At 72.5% G+C, this 23682-nt stretch carries 22 protein-coding genes; 10 read left to right on the top strand and 12 right to left on the bottom strand.

Annotated features, from left to right (window positions below; genetic code table 11):
• Positions 1-42: 42 nt before the first annotated feature.
• The 4 genes from OG462_RS27435 to OG462_RS27420 all read right to left on the bottom strand — a co-directional run bounded on the left by OG462_RS27435 (position 43) and on the right by OG462_RS27420 (position 4444).
• Entirely contained in the window at positions 43-1284 is a 1242-nt protein-coding gene (locus OG462_RS27435; RefSeq protein WP_406061575.1) for a diguanylate cyclase domain-containing protein, read from the bottom strand.
• Between the two features lie 80 nt (positions 1285-1364).
• Entirely contained in the window at positions 1365-2159 is a 795-nt protein-coding gene (locus OG462_RS27430; protein ID WP_406061573.1) for an enoyl-CoA hydratase/isomerase family protein, read from the bottom strand.
• A gap of 59 nt (positions 2160-2218) precedes the next feature.
• The gene (locus tag OG462_RS27425) at positions 2219-3358 is read right to left on the bottom strand and encodes an adenylate/guanylate cyclase domain-containing protein (RefSeq protein ID WP_406061572.1); all 1140 of its coding nucleotides are present in this window, start codon (positions 3356-3358) and stop codon (positions 2219-2221) included.
• A 240-nt stretch (positions 3359-3598) separates the two neighbouring features.
• Entirely contained in the window at positions 3599-4444 is an 846-nt protein-coding gene (locus OG462_RS27420; RefSeq protein ID WP_406061570.1) for a biotin--[acetyl-CoA-carboxylase] ligase, read from the bottom strand.
• A gap of 134 nt (positions 4445-4578) precedes the next feature.
• Here OG462_RS27420 and OG462_RS27415 point away from each other — a divergent pair, with 134 nt between their 5' ends.
• Together OG462_RS27415 and OG462_RS27410 are read left to right on the top strand one after the other, a co-directional pair.
• Positions 4579-6171, top strand: a complete 1593-nt coding sequence (locus tag OG462_RS27415; RefSeq protein WP_406061568.1) for an acyl-CoA carboxylase subunit beta — start codon at positions 4579-4581, stop codon at positions 6169-6171.
• A gap of 33 nt (positions 6172-6204) precedes the next feature.
• Positions 6205-6417 carry an acyl-CoA carboxylase subunit epsilon gene (locus tag OG462_RS27410; protein WP_406061566.1) on the top strand — a complete coding sequence of 71 codons (213 nt, stop codon included), beginning with the start codon at positions 6205-6207 and terminating at the stop codon, positions 6415-6417.
• A gap of 73 nt (positions 6418-6490) precedes the next feature.
• Here the strand turns inward: OG462_RS27410 and OG462_RS27405 are convergent, their stop codons facing one another.
• A complete protein-coding gene (locus tag OG462_RS27405; RefSeq protein ID WP_406061564.1) occupies positions 6491-7885 on the bottom strand; it encodes an MFS transporter in 1395 nt (464 codons plus the stop codon).
• A 38-nt stretch (positions 7886-7923) separates the two neighbouring features.
• On the opposite strand from OG462_RS27405, the gene OG462_RS27400 reads away from it, so the two are divergent.
• From OG462_RS27400 to OG462_RS27390, 3 genes are all read left to right on the top strand, one after another.
• Positions 7924-8592 (top strand): TetR/AcrR family transcriptional regulator, encoded by a 669-nt coding sequence (locus tag OG462_RS27400; RefSeq protein ID WP_406061562.1) that lies wholly within the window; start codon positions 7924-7926, stop codon positions 8590-8592.
• A gap of 129 nt (positions 8593-8721) precedes the next feature.
• Positions 8722-8850: a morphogenic membrane protein MmpB gene (gene mmpB / locus OG462_RS27395; RefSeq protein WP_266968684.1), complete on the top strand. Its 129-nt coding sequence runs from the start codon at positions 8722-8724 to the stop codon at positions 8848-8850.
• 75 nt (positions 8851-8925) lie between these two features.
• On the top strand, positions 8926-9531 hold the full coding sequence (locus OG462_RS27390; protein WP_406061560.1) for a nucleoside triphosphate pyrophosphatase: 606 nt from the start codon (positions 8926-8928) through the stop codon (positions 9529-9531).
• Positions 9532-9599: 68 nt separating this feature from the next.
• Here the strand turns inward: OG462_RS27390 and OG462_RS27385 are convergent, their stop codons facing one another.
• On the bottom strand, positions 9600-10055 hold the full coding sequence (locus OG462_RS27385) for a hypothetical protein (RefSeq protein ID WP_406061558.1): 456 nt from the start codon (positions 10053-10055) through the stop codon (positions 9600-9602).
• A gap of 355 nt (positions 10056-10410) precedes the next feature.
• On the opposite strand from OG462_RS27385, the gene OG462_RS27380 reads away from it, so the two are divergent.
• On the top strand, positions 10411-12165 hold the full coding sequence (locus tag OG462_RS27380; RefSeq protein ID WP_406061557.1) for an acetyl/propionyl/methylcrotonyl-CoA carboxylase subunit alpha: 1755 nt from the start codon (positions 10411-10413) through the stop codon (positions 12163-12165).
• 82 nt (positions 12166-12247) lie between these two features.
• Positions 12248-12793 (top strand): TetR/AcrR family transcriptional regulator, encoded by a 546-nt coding sequence (locus OG462_RS27375; RefSeq protein WP_406061556.1) that lies wholly within the window; start codon positions 12248-12250, stop codon positions 12791-12793.
• A 113-nt stretch (positions 12794-12906) separates the two neighbouring features.
• On the opposite strand, the gene OG462_RS27370 is transcribed toward OG462_RS27375, so the two are convergent.
• Both OG462_RS27370 and OG462_RS27365 read right to left on the bottom strand, forming a co-directional pair.
• Positions 12907-13833 (bottom strand): DeoR/GlpR family DNA-binding transcription regulator, encoded by a 927-nt coding sequence (locus OG462_RS27370; protein ID WP_030323936.1) that lies wholly within the window; start codon positions 13831-13833, stop codon positions 12907-12909.
• A 249-nt stretch (positions 13834-14082) separates the two neighbouring features.
• Positions 14083-15522: an NAD(P)H-quinone dehydrogenase gene (locus OG462_RS27365; protein WP_406061554.1), complete on the bottom strand. Its 1440-nt coding sequence runs from the start codon at positions 15520-15522 to the stop codon at positions 14083-14085.
• Positions 15523-15795: 273 nt separating this feature from the next.
• Between OG462_RS27365 and OG462_RS27360 the strand changes: the two genes are divergently transcribed.
• The 3 genes from OG462_RS27360 to OG462_RS27350 all read left to right on the top strand — a co-directional run bounded on the left by OG462_RS27360 (position 15796) and on the right by OG462_RS27350 (position 19163).
• Positions 15796-16233, top strand: a complete 438-nt coding sequence (locus OG462_RS27360) for a gamma-glutamylcyclotransferase (RefSeq protein WP_406061553.1) — start codon at positions 15796-15798, stop codon at positions 16231-16233.
• 202 nt (positions 16234-16435) lie between these two features.
• Positions 16436-17239 (top strand): purine-nucleoside phosphorylase, encoded by an 804-nt coding sequence (locus OG462_RS27355; RefSeq protein WP_266895866.1) that lies wholly within the window; start codon positions 16436-16438, stop codon positions 17237-17239.
• A gap of 271 nt (positions 17240-17510) precedes the next feature.
• Entirely contained in the window at positions 17511-19163 is a 1653-nt protein-coding gene (locus tag OG462_RS27350; RefSeq protein ID WP_406061551.1) for a phospho-sugar mutase, read from the top strand.
• A 227-nt stretch (positions 19164-19390) separates the two neighbouring features.
• Here OG462_RS27350 and OG462_RS27345 read toward each other — a convergent pair whose 3' ends face one another.
• The 4 genes from OG462_RS27345 to OG462_RS27330 form a co-directional block, all read right to left on the bottom strand.
• Positions 19391-20197, bottom strand: a complete 807-nt coding sequence (locus OG462_RS27345; protein WP_406066739.1) for a phosphate ABC transporter ATP-binding protein — start codon at positions 20195-20197, stop codon at positions 19391-19393.
• Positions 20198-20252: 55 nt separating this feature from the next.
• Positions 20253-21128, bottom strand: coding sequence for a sortase (locus OG462_RS27340; protein WP_406061549.1), 876 nt, complete (start codon positions 21126-21128; stop codon positions 20253-20255).
• The gene (locus OG462_RS27335) at positions 21125-22396 is read right to left on the bottom strand and encodes a hypothetical protein (protein ID WP_406061548.1); all 1272 of its coding nucleotides are present in this window, start codon (positions 22394-22396) and stop codon (positions 21125-21127) included. Before OG462_RS27335 ends, OG462_RS27340 begins: the two co-directional genes overlap by 4 nt.
• 220 nt (positions 22397-22616) lie before the next feature.
• Positions 22617-23591 carry a substrate-binding domain-containing protein gene (locus OG462_RS27330; RefSeq protein ID WP_406061547.1) on the bottom strand — a complete coding sequence of 325 codons (975 nt, stop codon included), beginning with the start codon at positions 23589-23591 and terminating at the stop codon, positions 22617-22619.
• Between the last annotated feature and the right edge of the window lie 91 nt (positions 23592-23682).

Genomic DNA, 23682 nt, shown 5'->3' with positions numbered 1-23682 from the left:
CGCCACTTCGGCCTGCCGAAGCCGGACCTTCTGCAACACCCTTTAGACCGGGTCCGACGGCGGCTCCGGCGGAGGCGGGTCCACCAGCGCCGGGTCCACCGGCGCCGGGTCCAGGGGCGCCGGGTCCAGGGGCGCCGGGTCCAGGGGCGCCGGGTCCGGCGGAGCCAGGTCCACCGGTGGTGCGTCCCTGAAGCGGCGGCGGTCTCGGGCTCCCGGCGGCGCGTCGGCCAGGCGGACGACCGTGCCGTCGCGGCCCGCCACCACCGGTTTCGACGAACGGGCCGCCTTGGCCTGGTACTGGGCCGCGTCCGCGAGGCGGAAGAGGCGGCGGGCCGACCTGAGCGGGCCGATGGGGTCGCCGGTGGACGCCACCCCGCAGGCCACGCCCTCACCCAGTTCCAGCTCCGCGGCCCGTACGCAGAGCTCCTCGGCGACCGCCACCACCTCGTCCGCCGTCGGGCCGACCGTCAGGAGGCAGAACTCGTCGCCGCCGAGGCGGGCCGCGAGGGCGCCCGGGAGCATGGCCCCGCAGCGCGAGAGGACGGAGCCGAAGCGTTCGAGGAGGCGGTCGCCGACCGCGTGGCCGTGGGTGTCGTTGACCCGCTTCAGGCCGTTCAGGTCGCAGACCATCAGGCTGACGACCGAGCCGTCCACCCGGTAGCGCTCGATGGCCTCGTCCAGGCGGGTGTCGACGGCCCGCCGGTTGGCGAGGCCGGTCAGCGGGTCGGTGAAGGCGAGCTTGCGGACCTCCTCCAGGCGTTCGGCCTGGGCGATGCCCGCCGCGACCACCGCCGCAAGGACCGTGGCGAAGTCGGCGTCCGCGCGGGTGAAAGGTTTCTCCTCCGGCGGCCGCGCCACGTACAGCTCGCCCCACGCGCGCCCGTGCAGCACGATCGGGGCCACCACGCAGCAGCCGCGTCCCCGTCGGCGCAGACCGGCCACCCGGCCCGTCGGTACCGGGTCCCCGGCGGTCTCCACCCAGGCGTCCGGCTCGCCGCCGCCCGCCCACTGCTCGTGCAGGAACTCGGTGATCTCGGGGAACTGGTGCACCGGATACGTCTCCGAGTCCGGGAACTCCTCCTCGCCCACGGCCCGCTCCCCGGCGTTCACCAGGACCTTGAGGCGGCCGTGGTCCCGCTGCCAGACCGAGAGGGCGGCGAAGGTCCCGTCGAGCCCCTCGCAGGACCCGAGCGCCGCCGCCCGCCAGAACTCGCGTGGAGTGTGCGCCGCCGCCATCCCCTGCGCCAGCGCCACTACGGCCCGCAGCCGCACGTCCTCACCCATTCCTCCAGCTTAGGGAGGTTTGATCCGTTTTCCCTTCCGAGATGTCACCGTAAGTGACATTTGGTGCAAAACCGTAGAAGTTACTCGCCGGGCCAGTTCGGCTTCCGCTTCTCGTTGAAGGCCGCCACGCCCTCCGCGCGGTCCCCCGAGAAGGCCACCGACCGCCAGGCCGCGTCCTCGACCTCAAGGCCCGCCCGCAGGTCCAGGCCCTGACCCAGCCGCATGGCCTTCTTCGCCGCGCGCAGGCCCACCGGCGAGTTGGCCGCGATCCGCCCGGCGAGCTCCAGGGCGCCCGTCCGCGCGTCCTCCTCCAGGAGGTCGACCAGGCCCAGCTCGCGGGCCTCCGCCGCCTCCACCCGGCGGGCCGTGAAGACCAGCTCGGCGGCGCGCGCCGCGCCCACCCGGCGCGGCAGCAGCTGCGTACCGCCGCCGCCGGGGATGACGCCCACGGAGACCTCGGGAAGGCCGACGACGGCGGTCGCGTCGGCCACGATCACGTCGCAGGCGAGCGCCAGCTCGAAGCCGCCGCCGAGGGCGAAGCCGTGCACGGCGGCGACGGTCGGCATGGGCAGCTCCAGGACGCCGGTGTAGGCGGCGCGGGCGGTCGGCCGCTGGCGGACCAGCTCGGCGTCGGTGAAGGAGTTGCGCTCCTTGAGGTCGGCGCCGACGCAGAAGGCCCGGTCGTTCGACGAGGTCAGCACGGTGACGCGGACGGAGGCGTCGGCGGCGAGCGCGTCGCAGGCGGCGCCGAGGGAGCGGGCCATCTCGGAGGAGACGGCGTTCATCGCCTTGGGCCGGTCGAGGACCAGCTCGGCGACGTGTCCGTCCCCGTCCTTCCGGACCACCACGAACTCACCGAAGCGCTGCTCGGACATGACCGCACCCTCCCGATTCGGACCCGTTAACGGCTGTTAACAGGCGCTCGGAAGTGATCCTAGGTCGGGCGGCGGGTCAGGAGCCAGGGTTCGACGACGCCGAGGCCTCGGACCGGGCGCTGCCACATCGGCTGGAGCGCGAAGCGGTACGTGGCCGACCGGCGGCCCTCCTTCTCCGCCTGGGCCGCCTCCTCGGCGGCCTCCGCCTCCGAGACGGGTGCCTCCCCCGTCCTGGACAGCTCCTCCGCGAGCGCGCCGTCGACGAGGACGGCGTCCTTCGGCGCTATCGAGGTGAGACGGCTCGCCAGGTTCACGGTGGTGCCGAAGACGTCGCCCATCCGGGTCGTCACGGTGCCGAAGGCGATGCCGACGCGCAGTGCGGGCATCGTCTCGTCGTGGCCGAGGGTCTCGATGAGCCGGAGTGCGATCTCGGCGGCCGTGCCGGGGTCGTCGGCGCAGTAGAGCACCTCGTCGCCGAGGGTCTTGATGAGCCGGCCGCCGTGCGCGGCGACCAGGTCGGCGCAGGTGGTCTCGAAGGCCTCGACCAGCTCGCCGAGCTCCTCCTCCTCCAGGCGGCGGGTGAGCCGGGTGAAGCCGACCAGGTCCGCGAAGCCGACCGCGAGCCGCCGGTCGACCATCTCCTCGTCGTCGGCGGCCTGCACGACCCGGCCGGTGGCGGCGGCGAGCTGCCGGCGCCAGACGTAGATGAGGAACTCCTCCAGTTCGGGCAGGAGCAGCTCGACCAGCGGATACGTGACCTCGGTGCGGGTCATGCCGGGTTCGGGCGGCTCGGTGAGGCCCTCCAGGAAGGAGTCGATCTGCCATTCGGCCAGCCGTGCGGTGGTCTGCCCGGTGGAACGGGCGACCTGCACGGCCATCGGCTCGCTGAGCAGCCCGGCCTCGACGAGACCGGCCAGCCGGCGCAGCGCGAGGACGTCGGCCTCGGTGAGCGCCTTGGCCTGGCCGATGTCGGCGAAGCCCATGGCGCGCCAGAACCGGGAGGCGAGCTCCATGGAGACGCCGGCCGTGCGGGCGGCCTGGAACGGGGTGTAGCGACGGTCCGCGCCGAGGATGAGCTGTTCGAGGCGGATGGCCAGGGGATCGTCACTCGGCTCGGCCGTGTGGTCGACCTCGTGGTGGGGAGTGGGGTACGTGGGAGGCTCGGGCGCGCCGCCCTCGTTCTCGTCGTCGACGGTCACCGGCCGCCTCCTGCCCGTTCCCTGCCCACTTGCCCTGCCGATCTGTCGCCCTGGATCGCGCTCCACGATACGACAGCTGTGGAATGCCTCACGCCTGAACGGCGAGTCATTCCGTCCCATGGCCGGGGTCCGAGCCGTCTGTGGCCCTCCCCGGCCCGTGCCCGAGCCACCCTCGGGTCGCCCGCGTTCTCCTGGGCGCACGGGCCCCCCGGGTGAACGGCCCGCTCGACAAGAAGCCTCCTAGGTCCTCAGGTGGACGATGTCGCCCGCGCCCACCGCTTCCGTGCCGCCGCCCTCTGTGGCGACCACCAGGCGCCCGTCGCTGTCCAGGGCCACCGCTTCGCCCTCCAGCATCCGTTCGCCCGGCAGATCGGCCCTGACGCGGCGGCCGAGGGTCGCGCAGCCGGTCTCGTAGGCCGCCTGGAGGCCGGAGGCGGCGGGGTCGCCGTCGGCCCGCACCCAGTCGCCGTACCACTGGGCGAGGGAGCGCAGGACGGCCCGCAGGAGGGTGTCGCGGTCGGTGGATACCGCTCCGGCGAGGAGGAGGGAGCCGGCCGCGGGGACGGGCAGTTCTTCCTCACGGAGGGTGACGTTGATGCCGAGGCCGACGACGATGCCGTCCGCCCCGGCCCGCTCGGCGAGGATGCCGCCGGTCTTGCGTTCCTCGCCCGCGACGGAAACCAGGAGGTCGTTGGGCCACTTGAGGGAGATGTCGACCCCGGCGGCCTTCGCGAGGCCGGTCGACGCGGCGACGCCGGTGAGCAGCGGGAGCCAGCCCCAGCGGTGGACCGGCACCTCCGGCTTGAGGAGGACGGAGAGGAAGAGTCCGGAGCGGGCGGGCGCCGTCCAGCTGCGGTCGAGGCGGCCGCGGCCGGAGGTCTGCTCCTCGGCGACGAGCACGGCGCCCTCGGGCAGCTCGTCGGCGCGGCCGGTGAGGTCGCTGTTGGTGGATCCGGTGCTGGTGACCACGTCGAACGAGGTCCACAGACCGTCGGGCAGGACGAGGGCGCGGCGCAGTGCGGGGGCGTTCAGCGGGGGCCGGTCGAGGTCGGACCAGGGTCCGCCGGAGCCTTGGGAGGACGTCATGCAAGCCAGACTAGGTGTGGCAAAGACCGCAGTGCCGAACCGTATCCGCGTCGATACGCTACGGCTCAGTAGCTCAGCAGTAGCCCATTCGTAGTCAACGAACCCCCCGTGACCAGGCAGGGAGCCGCATCCCGATGTCCGAGCCGGCAGAGCAGTACGAGATCGACATTCACACGACCGCAGGCAAGATCGCGGACCTCAAGCGCCGTATCGACGAGGCCACCCATGCCGGCTCGGAGCGTGCGGTGGAGAAGCAGCACGCGAAGGGCAAGCTGACCGCACGCGAACGGATCGCGCTGCTGCTCGACGAAGGGTCGTTCGTCGAGCTGGACGAACTGGCCCGGCACCGGTCGACCAGCTTCGGTCTGGAGAAGAACCGGCCGTACGGAGACGGTGTCGTCACCGGCTACGGCACGGTGGACGGGCGCCCGGTCGCCGTCTTCTCGCAGGACTTCACGGTCTTCGGCGGTGCGCTCGGCGAGACGTACGGCCAGAAGATCATCAAGGTGCTCGACTTCGCGCTGAAGACCGGCTGCCCGGTCGTCGGCATCAACGACTCCGGCGGCGCCCGCATCCAGGAGGGTGTGAGCGCGCTCGGCATGTACGGCGAGATCTTCCGCCGCAACACCCATGCCTCCGGGGTGATCCCGCAGATCTCCCTGATCGTCGGCCCGTGCGCGGGCGGCGCGGTGTACTCCCCCGCGATCACCGACTTCACGGTGATGGTGGACCAGACCTCGCACATGTTCATCACGGGTCCCGACGTCATCAAGACGGTGACCGGCGAGGACGTGGGCTTCGAGGAGCTGGGCGGCGCCCGGACGCACAACGCGACCTCGGGCGTGGCGCACCACATGGCGGGGGACGAGAAGGACGCCATCGAGTACGTGAAGTCCCTGCTGTCCTACCTTCCGTCGAACAACCTCTCCGAGGCGCCGGCCTTCCCGGAGGTCGCGGAGACCGAGGTGACGGACGAGGACCGCGAGCTGGACACGCTGATCCCGGACTCGGCGAACCAGCCGTACGACATGCACAAGGTCATCGAGCATGTCCTCGACGACGGTGAGTTCCTGGAGACGCAGGCGCTGTTCGCGCCGAACATCCTGACCGGCTTCGGCCGTGTCGAGGGCTTCCCGGTGGGTGTCGTCGCCAACCAGCCGATGCAGTTCGCGGGCTGCCTCGACATCGACGCGTCCGAGAAGGCCGCGCGGTTCGTCCGTACCTGCGACGCGTTCAACATCCCGGTCCTCACCTTCGTGGACGTGCCGGGCTTCCTGCCGGGCGTGGACCAGGAGTACGCCGGCATCATCCGGCGCGGCGCGAAGCTGATCTACGCGTACGCGGAGGCCACGGTCCCGCTGATCACGGTCATCACGCGGAAGGCCTTCGGCGGCGCGTACGACGTCATGGGCTCCAAGCACCTCGGCGCCGACCTGAACCTGGCGTGGCCGACGGCGCAGATCGCGGTCATGGGCGCGCAGGGCGCGGTCAACATCCTGCACCGCCGGACGATCGCCGCCGCGGAGGACCAGGACGCGGAGCGGGCGCGGCTCATGCAGGAGTACGAGGACGCTCTGCTCAACCCGTACACGGCGGCCGAGCGCGGCTACATCGACGGTGTGATCCTGCCGTCGGACACGCGCCCGCAGATCGTGAAGGGGCTGCGTCAGCTGCGTACGAAGCGGGAATCCCTGCCTCCGAGGAAGCACGGCAACATCCCGCTCTAGGCCTCCCCGGACCTGACCCTTCAAGGAGTCCCCATGATCAAGGTCGTACGAGGAAACCCGACGCCGGAGGAGTTGGCCGCCGCACTGGCGGTGGTCCAGGCCCGGGCCGCGGCGACGGCGGCGGCGTCCGCCGAGAGCGGCGGCCCGGTGGCGCCGGAGGGCTGGTCGGACCCCTCCCGGATCGCGCGGTCGATACGCCACCGTCCGGGCCCGCGGGCCTGGGCGCGGTCTTACTGGCCGGTGTAGGCGCGGGTCGACACATGAGAAGGGCCGGACTCCCTGTGCGGGGGTCCGGCCCTTCTCGTGTCCCCGCCACCCGTCACGTGCGGCGCAGGAAGAGGCCGGACAGGACGGCTCCGGCGGCGACGATCGCCGCGTTCACGAGGACCGCGAGGCCGATGCCGTCGAGGAGCACGGGCGCGGTGACGACGACGGCGCTCATGATCGGGGTGCCCATCGTGATGCCGACCTGCTGGGTCATGGTCGCGAGCCCGGTCGCCGTGCCCTGCTCGTGGTCGGGGATCCCGGAGGTGGCGGTGACCATGAAGCCGACGATCGCGAGCATGTTGCCGACGCCGCCGGCGAAGGTCGCGGCGAGCAGCAGCCCGAGGCTGCCGGGGCCTTCACCGAGCCCGTACAGGGAGAGCGTCGCGACGGCCTGGAGGAGACCGCCGGAGACCAGCGCGGTACGGGCGCCGAAGCGGCCGATGAAGCGGGAGGCGAACACTCCGCCGAGGACCGTGCCCGCGCCGAGGACGCCGAAGGAGAGGCCGGCGGCGAGCGGGGAGAAGTCGAGGACGTCCTGGAGGTAGAGCGTCATCAGGAAGACCAGCGAGGTCTCGGTGACGAAGGCGACGAGCCCGGCGAGGTTGCCCCAGACGACGGTGCGGCGCTTCAGGATGTGGAGCGGTACGAGGGGGGCGGCGGCCCGCCGTTCGACGAGGACGAAGGCGACCAGGAGTGCGGCGCCGACGGCGAGGGCGGTGAGCGCGGTCGGGTCGGTCCAGCCGTGCTCGCCGCTGACGGTCAGGCCGTAGACGAGGGCGAGGAGTCCGCCGGTGACGGTGATCGCGCCGGGCACGTCGAGCCGGGGACGGACGGCGGGGCGGCTCTCGGTGAGGACGGCGGGGGCGACGAGGAGGACGGCGAGGGCCACCGGCACGTTGACGAGAAACGCCCAGCGCCAGGAGAGCAGGTCGGTGAGGACGCCGCCGAGGATCGCGCCGGTGGTGAAGCCCGCGGACATGAGGGCGCCGTTGAGACCGAGCGCACGCGCGCGCAGGGGGCCCTCGGGGAAGGAGGCGGTGAGCAGGGAGAGCCCGGCGGGGGTGACGGCGGCGGTGGCGAGGCCCTGGGCGACGCGGGCGGCCATCAGCATCTCGGGGCCGGTGGCGAGGCCGCCGACGAGGGAGGAGACCCCGAGGAGGGCCATGCCGCCGAGGAAGAGGCGGCGGCGTCCGACGAGGTCGGCGACGCGCCCGAAGAGCAGGGTGAAGCCGGCGGCGGCGAGGGCGAAGGCGGTGGCGATCCACTGGAGACCGCCGAGGCTGAAGCCGAGTCCCTGACCGATGACGGGCAGGGCGACGTTCAGGATCGAGAAGTCGACGGCCAGCATGAACTGGGCGAGGAGGAGGACGACGAGGACGAGCCGCATCCGGCCGGTCATACGGACGTCCGCGTGTTCCACGGGCTTGGGGTGATCCAGGGCAACCATGCGTACCGACCCCTTAATGGGAGACTGGTTCCGTTAAGATGTCCCGTACCGTAGCAGAGTCGATGGCGTTAATGGAACAGGAGACCCATTTGACTGAGAGCCAGCCGGCCTCGCCCGGCACCCTGCGCCCCGGCGGCCGTACCGCGAAGGTCCGCAGGGCCGTCCTCGACGCCACCCAGGACGCGCTCGCCGACACCGGCTTCCACGCCCTGAACATGGACCGGATCGCCGCGACCGCGGGCGTCGGCAAGACCACCGTCTACCGCCGCTGGGGCTCCCCCGTCGGCCTGGTCACCGACCTCCTGCACGACATGGCCGAGCAGTCCCTGCCCGCCTCCGACACCGGCAGCCTCGCGGGCGACCTGCGGGCCAACGCCGAGCTCGTCCGGGACACGCTCACCGACGCGCGCATGGGCGCGGTCTTCCGCGCGGTCATCTCCGCGGCCGCCTGCGACGAGGAGTGCGCGGCCGCGCTCGCCGACTTCTACCGGACCCGGCTCGGCGAATGGGCGCCCGTCGTCGCCAAGGGCGCGGCCCGCGGCGAGATCCCTGCGGAGACGGACCCGACCGAGCTGCTCCGCGCCGTCTCCGCGCCGCTCTACTACCGCTTCACGGTCACCCGCGAGGAGGTCACGGCGGACGTGGCGGAACGCGCGGTCACGGCGGCCCTCGCGGCAGCACGGGACGGGGTGTTCGTCCGCGCATAGCCGTGCGGTGTTCATCCGGGTGCAGTTGTGCGGTGTTCGTCCGTTCCTCCGCGAATAGTCCATCGGCACCGGGGCGCCTGAGTATCCGTACTCAGGCGCCCTGCCCGCCCCGCCCGCAGGATCGGAGGCATGCTGTGGTCCGACCCGAAGAATCAGCCGCCGAAGTTCATGCGCGACATGCAGGCGAAGCTCCGTCGTGCGGGCGTGCTGCTGGCCCTGGCGATGGTGGTGGCGATGTTCGTGGTCAGCGCGCGCTGAGCCGTCGGCTCACCTCGACGGGCCTCGACGGGCCTTCGACGCGAACGGGACCCCCCGACTGGCTACGCTGCCCCCATGACTGCTGATCCGCGCCGTGTCGTGCTCGCCTCCGCCTCCCCCGCCCGCCTCAACCTGCTCCGGCAGGCCGGGCTCGCCCCCGAGGTGATCGTGAGCGGGGTCGACGAGGACAAGGTGCACGCCCCGACCCCGGCCGAGCTCGCGCTCGCCCTCGCGGAGGCGAAGGCCGCCCATGTGGCCGCCCGGCCCGAGGTGTTCGGCGCCCTGGTCATCGGCTGCGACTCGGTCCTGGAGCTCGACAAGCAGGCCCTCGGCAAGCCGGCGGACGCCGAGGAGGCAACTGCCCGCTGGAAGGCGATGCGCGGCCGGGTCGGCATCCTCCAGACCGGTCACTGTGTGTACGACACGGCCGCCAAGCGCTACGAGTCGGCGACGGCCTCCACCGTGGTCCGCTTCGGCGAGCCGACGGACGACGAGATCGCGGCGTACGTGGCGAGCGGAGAACCACTGCACGTGGCGGGCGCGTTCACCCTGGACGGGCGCTCGGCGCCGTTCATCGACGGCATCGACGGGGACCCGGGCAATGTGATCGGCCTGTCACTGCCGCTGCTCCGCACGCTGCTCGGGAAGCTGGGCGTGCGGATCACCGACCTCTGGGCCTGAGAAGCCGGTCGCGCGGACACCGGCCCTCCTACGCGGGGGCCGGTGCTCCGACGCGGGTATTGGTGCCCCTACGCGGGTACCGGCGCCTCTTCGCGGGGCTCGGCACCCTTCCCGTGCTCCTTGCCGTACGCCACAAGAGTGAGCACGATCAGGCCGAGTACGAGCATCATGAAGGCGAACGCGCCCCAGCCGATCAGGCCGACGGTGACCGCGCCGAGGATGCCGTGCACGACCGCACAGCCGATGAGCAGACCCCGGCCGACACGACCGGGCCGGCGGTCGCGGATGCCGGCCACGAGGGCGACGAGGCCGCACAGGGCGAGGGCGACGCCGGAGGCGATGCCGAGCGCCCAGGTACCGGTGTACATCGCGTCCGGGTCCATGCCGTCGAGGGACATCGCCTGGACTTTGACGAACCGTGCCATCACGGCGTTGATCGCGACGATCCCGGGCGCTTCGAGGAACAGCACCGCCGCCGTCACGAGAGCTATCGGTCTGCGGGCCACCTCGGCCACCCCCTGCATACGACTGTTACCGACAGTACGATCGACAGCGCGAAGGCTACTGGCCGGTAAACCCCTGGACAAGAGTGCGCACACGACGGGCGGCGGCGGGCGGCAGGGCAAAGAATCGTTGGGCCATTCGTAGGGACTCGACAAAGAAACCCGAATGGCGACTGGCCGCACGAACAGAGACCTGCGCCACACCTCGGAGCTACTGTGCCGTAAAGGAACCCTGCGTACCGTGGTGCGACAAGGGAATTCACGACCCGAGCAGGCCCGGGGTCACGCTCCGTGTGGGCAAGCTCACCACTGGGGACGGGTCGAAAGGCCGTGTCGGCAGTCCCTAAACTCAGCTTGTTTCAAGGAGGGAGCCATCGTGCGCAAGGTGCTCATCGCCAACCGTGGCGAAATCGCTGTCCGTGTGGCCCGGGCGTGCCGGGACGCAGGTATCGGCAGCGTGGCCGTGTACGCCGAGCCGGACCGGGATGCTCTGCATGTCCGGGCGGCTGACGAGGCGTTCGCTCTGGGCGGTGACACTCCGGCGACCAGTTATCTGGACATGGCGAAGGTGTTGCAGGCGGCGAAGGACTCGGGCGCGGACGCGATCCACCCCGGCTACGGGTTCCTTTCCGAGAACGCGGAGTTCGCGCAGGCCGTCCTCGACGCCGGTCTGACGTGGATCGGCCCGCCGCCGCAGGCGATCCGGGACCTGGGCGACAAGGTGGCGGCGCGTCACATCGCGCAGCGCGCCGGTGCCCCGCTCGTCGCCGGTACGCCCGACCCGGTCTCCGGCGCCGACGAGGTCGTCGCGTTCGCCCGGGAGCACGGACTGCCGATCGCGATCAAGGCCGCCTTCGGTGGTGGCGGTCGCGGTCTGAAGGTGGCGCGGACGCTGGAAGAGGTTCCCGAGCTGTACGACTCCGCCGTGCGCGAGGCTGTCGCCGCGTTCGGCCGGGGCGAGTGCTTCGTGGAGCGCTACCTGGACAAGCCGCGGCACGTGGAGACGCAGTGCCTGGCCGACTCCCACGGCAACGTCGTCGTGGTCTCCACGCGTGACTGCTCGCTGCAGCGCCGCCACCAGAAGCTCGTCGAGGAGGCCCCCGCGCCGTTCCTCTCCGAGGCGCAGAACGCGGAGCTGTACGCGGCGTCGAAGGCGATCCTGAAGGAGGCCGGCTACGTCGGCGCCGGCACGGTCGAGTTCCTCGTCGGCACGGACGGCACGATCTCCTTCCTGGAGGTCAACACCCGTCTGCAGGTCGAGCACCCGGTCACCGAAGAGGTCACCGGCATCGACCTGGTCCGCGAGATGTTCCGGATCGCCGACGGCGAGGAGCTCGGCTACGGCGACCCGGAGATCCGGGGTCACTCCTTCGAGTTCCGTATCAACGGCGAGGACCCGGGCCGCGGCTTCCTGCCCGCCCCCGGCACCGTCACCCTCTTCACCCCGCCGACCGGCCCCGGTGTCCGGCTGGACGCGGGCGTGGAGTCCGGCAGCGTCATCGGCCCGGCCTGGGACTCGCTCCTGGCCAAGCTGATCGTCACCGGCGCCACCCGCGAGCAGGCCCTCCAGCGGGCCGCGCGTGCGCTCGGCGAGTTCAAGGTGGAGGGCATGGCCACGGCCATTCCGTTCCACCAGGCGGTCGTCGTCGACCCGGCGTTCACCGCCGACCCGTTCCGGATCCACACCCGGTGGATCGAGACCGAGTTCGTCAACGAGATCAAGCCGTTCGCCCCGGCCGGCGCCGACGCCGACGAGGACGAGTCCGGCCGCGAGACGATCGTGGTCGAGGTCGGCGGCAAGCGTCTCGAGGTCTCCCTGCCGTCCTCGCTCGGCATGACGCTGGCCCGCACGGGTCTCGCGGCCGGTGCGAAGCCGAAGCGCCGCGCTGCCAAGAAGTCCGGCCCGGCCGCTTCCGGTGACACCCTCGCCTCCCCGATGCAGGGCACGATCGTGAAGGTCGCGGTCGAGGAGGGCCAGGAGGTCAAGGAAGGCGATCTGATCGTCGTCCTGGAGGCCATGAAGATGGAGCAGCCGCTCAACGCGCACCGCTCCGGCACCGTCAAGGGCCTGACCGCCGAGGTCGGCGCGTCGGTCACCTCCGGCGCCGCGATCTGCGACATCAAGGACTGACCGTAGGCACCGAGTACGGTACGAAGGGCCCGCAGGCAGTCGCCTGCGGGCCCTTCGTCGAGGGGAGGGCGATCCACCGGCCATGCGAGCCGACGCGCGACGCAACCACGAACGGCTGCTCACCGAAGCCCGCGCCACCTTCGGCGAACAGGGCGCCGACGCGCCCCTGGAGGAGATCGCGCGCCGCGCGGGCGTGGGGATCGGCACCCTCTACCGCCACTTCCCCACCCGGGCCGAACTGCTCAACTCCGTCTTCCAGGAAGCCCTGGCGGAACTCCTGCACCGCTCGGGGGAGCTGGCCGAGGCCGAGGAACCGTGCCGGGCGCTCGTGGAGTGGCTGCGGGCGCTGATCGCCCACGCGGGCGAGTACCGGGGGCTCGCACACGCGCTGATGTCCGCCTCGTACGACCGGAGTTCGGCGCTCGCCCAGTGCAGCGAGCCGCTGCGCGCGGCGGGCGAGCGACTGCTCGGGCGCGCCCGGGAGGCGGGCCAGGTGCGCGCCGACGTGTCGATCGGCGATCTGATGCAGCTGACGAACGCCATCGCGCTGGCGGCGGAACAGTGTCCGGAGGACACGGAGTTGGCGGACCGCCTGCTCGCGCTGACGCTTCGGGGCATCAAGGACTGAAGCGGGAACCACCGCCGCGGCGAGAAGAGTTCCGCGGCGCGTGGGACCCCTGGGGGAGGGTCCCTCGAAGGGGCAACGGGGCCGCGGGCTTCACCGCCTCACGACCACGGACCTCAGCGGCGCCGCATGTCCGCGACGCGTGCCGTGCGCTCCAGCGTCTCGGCGGCCATCCCTCCGCCCGGGCCCCGGAACTGACCCGCCGCCATCCGGCCGCGCTGCACCGGGAGCGGCATGTCACGGCGGGGCCGGGCGCCCGGGGGGACCTGGTCACCGCCCGGGGGGCCACCGGCGGCGCCCGTACCGGCGACGGCGATCTGCACACCCTGGTCGGCGAGGGCCTGGAGCTCGGTGGCGGCCCGGTCGTCGTGGGCGGGCGGCTCGTCGGTCACCAGGCGGGTGATGACGTCCGTGGGCACCGTCTGGAACATGGTGTCGGAGCCGAGCTTGGTGTGGTCGGCGAGGACCACGACCTCCGCCGCCGCCTGGACCAGCGCCCGGTCCACGCTCGCGGAGAGCATGTTGGACGTGGACAGGCCGCGCTCGGCGGTCAGACCGCTCCCGGAGAGGAAGGCGCGGGAGACCCGGAGGCCCTGGAGCGACTGCTCGGCCCCGCTGCCCACCAGGGCGTAGTTGGAGCCGCGCAGGGTGCCCCCGGTCATGACGACCTCGACCCGGTTGGCGTGGGCGAGGGCCTGGGCGACCAGGAGCGAGTTGGTGACCACGGTCAGACCGGGCACGCGGGCGAGCCGGCGGGCCAGCTCCTGCGTGGTCGTCCCGGCGCCGACGACGATGGCCTCGCCTTCTTCGACGAGGCTCGCGGCGACGTCGGCGATGGCCGTCTTCTCCGCGGTGGCGAGATGGGATTTCTGCGGGAAGCCGGATTCTCGCGTGAATCCGCCCGGCAACACCGCACCGCCGTGCCGGCGGTCGAGGAGTCCTTCTGCCTCAAGGGCCCGTACGTCTCTCCGTACGGTCACTTCAGAGGTCTGGACGACGCGGGCGAGCTCGCGGAGCGACACGGCCCCATTGGCTCGCACCATTTCGAGGATCAACTGGCGACGTTCTGCAGCGAACACGAAACTGACAGTAACGTGACCGGCCGATAGTTTTCAGCACTATGCGCCGAATTGCAGAAGATGCACACAGACGGGGCCTCCAAGTGGTATGGGAGACCCCGTCGTTGATCCGCTTCGCGCCAGGGCTATGCCCTGCCTTGCCGGGGGTTGTCCGAGTCGGCGAACCGTTCCCGCAGGCGGGAGCCGCGCGCCGGAGGGGCGTACGGAGGGCTGTCAGGCCTCGCCCGCGGACTTCCGGGTGTGCAACTGCCGTGCCACTTCCGCGATCGAACCCGACAACGAGGGGTACACGGTGAAAGCATTTGCGATCTGTTCGACCGTCAGATTGTTGTCGACCGCGATCGAGATCGGATGGATCAGTTCGCTCGCCTTCGGGGCGACGACACAGCCGCCGACCACGATGCCCGTGCCCGGACGGCAGAAGATCTTGACGAAGCCGTCCCGGATGCCCTGCATCTTCGCGCGCGGGTTGCGCAGCAGCGGCAGCTTGACGACCTTGGCGTCGATCTTGCCCGCGTCCACGTCGGCCTGCGTGTAGCCGACGGTGGCGATCTCGGGGTCGGTGAAGACGTTCGACGAGACCGTCTTCAGGTTGAGCGGGGCCACCGCGTCGCCGAGGAAGTGGTACATCGCGATACGGCCCTGCATCGCGGCCACCGAGGCGAGCGCGAAGACACCGGTCACGTCACCGGCCGCGTACACGCCGGGGGCGGACGTGCGGGAGACCTTGTCGGTCCAGATGTGACCGGAGTCCTTCAGTTTGACCCCCGCCTCCTCCAGACCCATTCCGGCCGAATTCGGGATCGCGCCGACCGCCATCAGACAGTGCGTGCCGGAGATGACCCGGCCGTCCGCGAGGGTGACCTCGACCCGGTCGCCGACCCGCTTGGCGGACTCGGCGCGGGAGCGGGCCATGACGTTCATGCCACGACGGCGGAAGACGTCCTCCAGGACGGCGGCGGCGTCCGGGTCCTCGCCGGGCAGCACGCGGTCGCGGGAGGAGACCAGGGTGACCCGCGAGCCGAGCGCCTGGTAGGCGCCGGCGAACTCGGCACCCGTCACACCGGAACCGACCACGATGAGCTCCTCCGGGAGCTCCTTGAGGTCGTAGACCTGCGTCCAGTTCAGGATGCGCTCGCCGTCCGGCTTGGCGTCCGGCACCTCGCGCGGGTGGCCGCCGGTCGCGATGAGCACGGCGTCCGCGGTCAGCGTCTCCTCCGTGCCGTCGGCGGCCGTGACGATCACCTGGCGGGAGCCGTCCATCGCCTGCCGGCCGGAGAGCCGGCCGCGGCCGCGCAGCACCCGGGCGCCGGCCCGGGTGACGGAGGCGGTGATGTCGTGCGACTGGGCGAGCGCGAGGCGCTTCACCCGTCGGTTGACCTTGCCGAGGTCCACGCCCACGACACGGGCCGCCTGCTCCACGTGCGGGGTGTCGTCCGCGACGATGATGCCGAGCTCCTCGTACGAGGAGTCGAAGGTGGTCATCACCTCGGCGGTGGCGATCAGGGTCTTGGAGGGGACGCAGTCGGTCAGGACGGACGCGCCGCCGAGGCCGTCGCAGTCGACGACGGTCACCTCCGCGCCGAGTTGGGCGCCCACCAGGGCCGCCTCGTATCCGCCGGGTCCGCCGCCGATGATCACGATCCGGGTCACTGGGATCTACGCCTCGCGCTCTCGTTCTGCCGGGGGGTCCCCCCGCTGGGATGCAGTGCGTACGCCATTGTCCCGCACGCTTCAAGTGCGTACCCCATTCTCCCGCACGCCCGGCGCGGCCTCACGCCGGGGCCTCCGAAGGGGCGCACCCGCCGTCCCGGCCCGCCGCGGGACCTCCGGGCCCGGCCGCTCCTCGCACCCCGGAGCACGTACCCCACGGCCCCCACCTCGGAGTTCGGCGGGCACCCCGCCCCCTCCCGTACCCTCGGTCCCATGTCGCTCTACGCCGCTTTCGCCGGCAACCTCGACGCGCGGCTGATGAGCCGCCGCGCACCGCACTCCCCGCTGCGCGGCACCGGCTGGCTGAACGGCTGGCGGCTGACCTTCGGCGGCGAGCAGATGGGCTGGGAGGGAGCGCTGGCCACCATCGTGGAGGCCCCCCGCTCCCAGGTCTTCGTGGCGCTGTACGACATCGCGCCGATGGACGAGGAGTCCATGGACCGCTGGGAGGGCGTCGGCCTGGACATCTACCGCCGGATGCGGGTCCGGGTGCACACCCTGGACGGCGAGGAGCCGGCCTGGCTGTACGTCCTCAACGCGTACGAGGGCGGACTGCCGTCGGCGCGGTACCTCGGCGAGGTCGCCGACGCGGCCGAGTCGGCGGGCGCGCCGCACGACTACGTGATGGAGTTGCGCAAGCGTCCCTGCTGACGGTGGCGGCCGGAGGTGTACGAACTGCCGACGCGTGGGGGACGGGGTGAACGTGCGCCATTCGTCGGAAACGACAAGACAACGATCGCATGTCCGTCGGCATCGTCATCTACGCGCGTAGGCAAAGTCCGGATACGCTTCTGCGCGTATCAAATCCGTCCGGGGCCAACCTCGGACCCCCCTCCCCGAGGCGAGAGAGTCAGTGAACGCAACTGCCACCCCGTACGAGGCCGCCGAGGCCGCTGCCGCACGTCTTCGCGAGCTGACCGGAGTCGAGAACCACGACGTCGCCCTGGTCATGGGCTCGGGCTGGGCGCCCGCCGTCGACGCGCTCGGTGCCCCCGAGGCCGAGTTCCCGGTCACCGACCTTCCCGGCTTCCCGCCGCCCGCCGTCGAGGGCCACGGCGGCAAGATCCGCTCGTACAAGATCGGTGAGAAGCGCGCCCTCGTCTTCCTCGGCCGCACCCACTTCTACGAGGGCCGCGGCGTCGCCTCCGTGGCCCACGGCGTCCGCACCGCCGTCGCCGCCGGCTGCAAGACGATCATCCTGACCAACGGCTGCGGCGGCCTGCGAGAGGGCATGCGCCCCGGCCAGCCGGTCCTCATCAGCGACCACCTCAACCTGACGGCGGCCTCCCCGATCGTCGGCGCGAACTTCGTCGACCTCACCGACCTGTACTCGCCGCGGCTGCGCGCGCTGTGCAAGGAGGTCGACGAGACCCTCGAAGAGGGCGTCTACGTGCAGTTCCCCGGGCCGCACTACGAGACCCCGGCCGAGATCAACATGGTCCGCGTGCTCGGCGGCGACCTGGTCGGCATGTCCACCGTCCTGGAAGCCATCGCCGCGCGCGAGGCGGGTGCCGAGGTCCTCGGCATCTCCCTGGTCACCAACCTGGCGGCGGGGCTCTCGGGCGAGCCGCTGAACCACGAGGAAGTCCTTCAGGCGGGCCGGGACTCGGCCGCGCGGATGGGTGAGCTGCTGACGCGGGTCCTCGACCGGATCTGAGTCTTCACCGCGCCCCTTCCCGAACCGGGGCTCCGCCCCGGACCCCGCGCCCCGAACTCCCCCTACGCCCTTGCGGGCGTGGGGGGACCCCAGGCGGGGCCGGGTTTTCAGCCCGCCCGGCGTTCGAGGGCACGGCCGAAGGCCGTACGGGGTCTGGGGGCCTGCCCCCAGTTTCGGGAAGGGGCGGGGTGGGGGAAGGCTCCGCGCAGCGGCACCCCGCACCACCCACCCGCACCCACCACCGCCCCCGCCGACCCCCGAAAGGCACACCGTGACGCAGGACGATCTCCTCACCCGGGCCCAGGCCTGGCTCGCCGAGGACCCCGACCCTGAGACCCGTGACGAGCTGGCCGCGCTGCTCGACGGCGGCGCCGGCGACGAGCTCGCCGCCCGCTTCGCCGGCACCCTCCAGTTCGGCACCGCCGGGCTCCGTGGTGAGCTGGGCGCCGGGCCCATGCGGATGAACCGCTCGGTCGTCATCCGCGCCGCCGCCGGCCTCGCCGCGTACCTCAGGGCCAAGGGCCAGGAGGGCGGCCTCGTCGTCATCGGCTACGACGCCCGCTACAAGTCCGCGGACTTCGCGCGCGACACCGCCGCCGTGATGACCGGCGCCGGGCTGCGCGCCGCGCTCCTCCCCCGCCCGCTGCCGACGCCCGTCCTCGCGTTCGCCATAAGGCATCTGGGCGCCGTCGCGGGTGTCGAGGTGACCGCGAGCCACAACCCGCCGCGCGACAACGGCTACAAGGTCTACCTCGGCGACGGCTCGCAGATCGTGCCGCCCGCCGACGCGGAGATCGCCGCCGAGATCGACGCGATCCGCTCGCTGCACGACGTCCCCCGTCCCGAGACCGGCTGGGAGACCCTCGGTGACGAGGTCCTGGACGCCTACCTGGAGCGTACGGACGCCGTCCTGACCTCCGGGTCCCCCCGCACCGCGCGGACCGTCTACACGGCCATGCACGGCGTCGGCAAGGACGTCCTGACGGCCGCCTTCGCCCGGGCCGGCTTCCCGCCGCCCGCGCTGGTCGCCGCGCAGGCCGAGCCGGACCCGGCGTTCCCGACGGTCGCCTTCCCGAACCCGGAGGAGCCGGGTGCCATGGACCTCGCCTTCGAGGCGGCCCGGGCCGTGGACCCCGACCTGATCATCGCCAACGACCCGGACGCCGACCGCTGCGCCGTGGCCGTGCCCGACGCGACGGTCGTGGGCGGCTGGCGGATGCTCCGCGGCGACGAGGTGGGCGCGCTGCTGGCCGCGCACCTGGTGCACAAGGGCGCGACGGGCGTGTTCGCCGAGTCGATCGTGTCGTCCTCGCTGCTCGGCCGGATCGCGGAGGCCGCGGGCGTCGGCTACGAGGAGACGCTGACCGGCTTCAAGTGGATCGCCCGCGTGGAGGGCCTGCGGTACGGCTACGAGGAGGCGCTCGGCTACTGCGTCGACCCGGAGGGCGTCCGCGACAAGGACGGCATCACGGCGGCGCTGCTCGTGACCGAGCTTGCGTCGGTCCTCAAGGAGCAGGGCCGGACGCTGACCGACCTGCTCGACGACCTGGCGGTCGCGCACGGCCTGCACGCCACGGACCAGCTGTCGGTGCGGGTCGAGGACCTGAGCGTCATCGCGAACGCCATGACGGCGCTGCGCGAGCGGCCGCCGGTCCTGCTCGCCGGCCTGACGGTCGTCTCCGCGGAGGACCTGACGAAGGGCACGGAGTCGCTGCCCCCGACGGACGGGCTGCGCTACCACCTGGAGGGCGCCTACAAGGCCCGGGTGATCGTCCGCCCGAGCGGCACCGAGCCCAAGCTCAAGTGCTACCTGGAGGTCGTGGTGCCGGTCGCCGCGGCGGTCGACCTCGCCCCGGCCCGGGCGACGGCCGCCGAGGTGCTGGTCGCGATCAAGCGGGACCTGTCGGCGGCGGCGGGTCTCTGACCCCCGCACAGCCACGAAGGGCCGGTACGGAGTCCGCTCCGTACCGGCCCTTCCGCATTCCCGCTCCGCCCTTCGCCCGTCCGGGTGAACCCCGTACGGCATGTGACGTAGGGCGGCAGCCGCACGCCGGGGGCGCACGCTGGGGACTGGGGCGCAGGCCCGGGACCGGGGCGCACGCCTGGGACCGGGGCGCACGCCTGGGACCGGGGCGCACTCCTGGGACCGTCTCAGCCGAAGCGGCCGTTGACGTAGTCGGCGGTGCGCGGGTCGCTCGGGGAGCCGAACACCGTCTCCGTAGGACCCTGTTCGACGATCACGCCGGGAGTGCCCTGTTCGGCGAGGAAGAAGGCGCAGGAGTCGGAGACGCGGGCCGCCTGCTGCATGTTGTGGGTCACGATCACGACGGTGACCTCCGACTTCAGCTCGGCGATGGTCTCCTCGACGCGCCGGGTGGAGGTCGGGTCGAGCGCCGAGCAGGGCTCGTCCATGAGCAGGACGCGCGGGCGGACGGCGAGCGAGCGGGCGATGCAGAGGCGCTGCTGCTGACCGCCGGAGAGCGCTCCGCCGGGCTGCCGCAGCCGGTCCCTGACCTCGTTCCAGAGCCCGGCCCGGGTCAGGCACTCCTCGACGAGGTCGTCCTTGGCCTCCCTGCCGGCCCGGATGCCGCCGAGCTTCAGGCCGGCGAGGACGTTCTCGTACAGGGACATCGCCGGGAAGGGGTTGGGCTTCTGGAAGACCATGCCGATCTCACGGCGGGCGTGGGTGATGCGGCGGCCCCGGTCGTAGATGTCGGCGCCGTCGAGGAGGACCCGGCCGGCGAGCGAGGCGGTGCCGGTGAGTTCGTGCATCCGGTTGAGGATGCGCAGGAAGGTCGACTTGCCGCAGCCGGAGGGGCCGATGAGGGCGGTGACCTCACGGGCGGGCATGGCGAGCGAGACCCGGTCGAGGACCTTGCGGTCGCCGAACCAGGCGGAGACGGAGTCGGCTTCGAGGGCGGCGGCCCGGGACGGGGCCGTCGTACCGCCGCCCGGCACGGGCGGCAGGGTGACGGTGTCGACGAGATCGGTCACGGTGTGAACTCCACAGCGGTCAGAGGAGGTTGGGGAGGAGCCGGGTCAGCTCGCCGGAGACGAGGACGCCGAGGGCGACGAGGACCGGGACGGCGGTGACCCAGGTCTGGCGGTTTCCCCAGCGCCGGCGGGCGAGGACGGTGAGCAGGGCCGCGAGCAGCAGGGCCTGGGCGCCGAGGAAGATCCCGGGCCAGGCGTCGGGGTCGCCGGCGAGGGGCTTCTCGGCGGCGGTGATCCAGCCGGGGCGCAGCGGCCTGGGCGGGCTGGGCCGAGCCGGGCCGACGAGCTCGGCGTCGATGCGGACGACGTCCTCGGGTGTGTACGCGCCACCGGTCGCGGTCATCAGGGTGAGCCGCCCCTCGCCCCGGCCGAGGGCCGCCGGGTTGGGGTCGCCGGGGTGGCGGACGCCCGTCACCTCGTACACGGCCTTGCCCTGACCGGTGGTCACCTCGACGCGGGCGCCGTTCGGCAGCCGGTGCACGTCGTTGAAGGGGCTGCCGTAGCCCCACTTGCGCCCCATGATCACGCTGGCCCCGGCCTGGCCGGGCAGGGCGGTGTCCCGGCGGTGGCCGGGGCCCGACATGAGGACCTCGGAGGTGGTGCCCTCGGCGACGACCTCGCGGAGTCCGAGCGCGGGGATACGGAGCAGGGCGACGGGCGCACCCGGCGCAAGGGGCTTGCCGTCGTAGGTGAGCTGGCCCACCGGGGCGGTGCCGAGGGCGAGTTGCTCGCGCAGCTCGTCGTAGGCGGTGGACTGCTCGCGGGCGTGCTGGAGGTGTCCGACGACGGTGAGGTTGGCGGCGAAGCCGATGAGCAGCGCGGCGAGGACGCACAGCGCCGCCCCGGCCAGGGCGAGCCCGGCGCGGGGGGCGGTGGGTGGCGGTGCGGTGGTCACGGGCGGGCGCCCGCCTTGCGGCGGCGGGTCTGGATCACGGCCGCCGCGCCGAGGAGGCAGAGCGCGAGGGAGCCGAGCGCGGCGGACGCGGCGGAGGCGCCGGTGGAGGCGAGGCTGCCGTTGCCGCCGTGGGTGTCGGCGCCGCCGGAGCCGCCACTCGTACCGCTGCCGCCGGAGTCACCGCCGGAGCCGCCGCTCGTACCGCTGCCGCCGGAGCCGCCCGAGGTGCCGGAGTCCCCGGTCGCGGTCGGCGCCGGCGTGTCGGTGCCGGTCGGGCTCGGGGTGTCGCTCGGCGTCCCGCTGGGCGTGTCCGTCGGCGCGGGCGTGTCGGTGGGGTCGTCCGTGGGGGTCGGGGTGCCGGTGCCCGTCGGGGTGGGGGTGGTGCCGGTGGGGGTCGGGGTGGTGCCGGTGGGGGTCGGGGTGGTGCCGGTGGGCGTGGGGGTGACGGCCGGGCCCGCGATGAACGTGGCGAGGACCGAGGAGGCGGTGTACGCGGCGGGGTCGGCGGGCGTGTACTGCGCCAGGACGGGGAAGTTGGCGTTGAGCGTCTCGTGCATGGTGGCGGTGATCTCCGCCTTGCCGTCGACGAGTTCCTTCGTCCCGAGCTCGACGACCTCGGCGTTCTCGTCGAGCGTGAGGAACGTGACCGTGCCCGCCGCGGTCGCCGGCTGGACGTCCGCCCTGACCGGGAAGGGGCGGCCGGCGGGCGGGGTGTCGCTGTCGGAGGTGACCGTCACGTTGGTCGCCTGCTGGTCGGCGACGGCCCAGTTCTCGCCGGTGACGTCGATCAGCTGGGAGAAGTACTCGGCGCGCGCCTCCGCGCCCGCGGTCTCGCAGAAGAGCCGCAGCTCGTACCGGCCGTCGAGGGGCCCGGAGGGCACGATCTCGCGCAGCCGGTCCTGGAGCGTGGCGTGGCCCGTGCCGGAGGCGCTGAGCGGGCCCGATATCGGGGTGCTGCCGAGCGGGCCGCCGGGCACGACCTCGGCGATCGGTGCGCTGACGGTCGGGTCGCCGGGGTTGACGAGGGCGAGGACGCCCTTGACGTACGGCTTGTCCTGAGCGACCGGGGCCGGGCAGGCCGCGGCGGCGGCAGCGGCGGTGGGGCCGGCGGCGACGGTGCCCGAGGTGGGCGTCAGGGTGATGCCGCCGTGCCGGGTGACCGCCGCGGCGGGCGTGGACATGGCCAGGACGATCGCCAGGGTGCCGCAGAGGAGGGCGAGTGCCGTGAGCAGGGCCACGGGCGATCTGAGGTGTGCGATCGGGTTCATGGGGTGGAGTTCCTCCGAGGCGGTGGGCGGTGGTCGGCGGTGCGGGACGGGCGGCAGGCCGGGCGGTCGGCGCTCGCCCTCGGGGTGGTGCTGTCGGTGTGACGCGGTGCGAGGTCACCGGCGGTCGCTTGGTCACCGGCGGTGTCGAGGTGCTCGGGTACGCCGGGGGGCCGGGCACCCGAGGGTGCCCGGCCGGTGTGCGGTCAGGGAGCGGTGGTGATCAGCGCTCGCCCTTGGTGGTGGTGGCGCCGCAGGCGGTGCCGAGGGCGCCGAAGCCGTAGTTGGTGATCGTCGCGGTGGCGGCGCAGACCTTGGAGGTGGAACCGACGAAGGTCTGGGCGATCGTCGCGTTGGCCAGCTTCGCGGTCGGGACGACGTTGTAGACGTCACGGAGGAAGGGGAACGACGTGTTCAGCGTCTTGTCGGCGTTGCGGGGCGCGACGGTGCCGACGGAGCCGAGGACGGCCGCGCCGCGACGGTCCGTGACGACGGCCTTCTCCTGCGCCGTGTACTGGGCGACGGAGTAGGGCGCGATGTCACCGGCGGTGTCGAGGACGGTGCCGTCGTTCTCCTGGACGCCCTGCTGGACGCAGGAGCCCGGGGCGGCCACGCCGATGGAGGAGAGGAAGAACTGACGCGTGCCGGAGTTGGCCTGCGGCAGGATCGGGGTGAGCGCCACGCCGTTGAGGGTGGTGAGGTTGCACTCGTAGATGTCCTTCAGCTGCGTCACCGTCAGGTCGGAGGGCAGCGTGCTGTCGGAGCGCTTCACCCAGGACACCGCGTCCTTGGCGAAGGGGATCCAGGTGAGGTCCGTGGTGCTGGTGTCGGCCGGGCCGCGCGAGGAGCGGGCGAAGTCGAGGCAGCCGGAGTTGGTGTCCACGGCGTTGCGCAGCGCGTCGATGCCGGCGGACGAGCCGTTCGGGCGGTTGATCACACAGCCGGTCGCCTTGGTCTTGATGGTGGCGGTGCCGGTGGCGTCCCAGGACGCGATGATCTTCTGGCCGAGGGCGTTGACGACCACGTTGCCGAGGCCGTTCAGGACGTCCTGGGTCGTGTCCGAGCCGGTGCCGGCGAGGGTGCGGTACTGGGTGATCGGGCTGGGGTCGGCCTGCGCGGCGGGGGCGAGGGCGACACCGAGACCGAGGGCGGCCACACCGAGGGCGGCACCGATACGAGCGCGGGACTTGACGTTCACTTCTGATCTCCTCCGTGGAAACGGATGTCATGGAATGGACGCACAAGCAAAATCCGGATTCTTCAACCGGCCGGTCCGTCGACCGGCCGGG

This window comes from Streptomyces sp. NBC_01077 (assembly GCF_045162855.1).
Classification (GTDB): domain Bacteria; phylum Actinomycetota; class Actinomycetes; order Streptomycetales; family Streptomycetaceae; genus Streptomyces.
The sequence above is the reverse complement of the archived record's forward strand: the minus strand, read 5'-3'. Positions and strand labels throughout refer to the sequence as shown.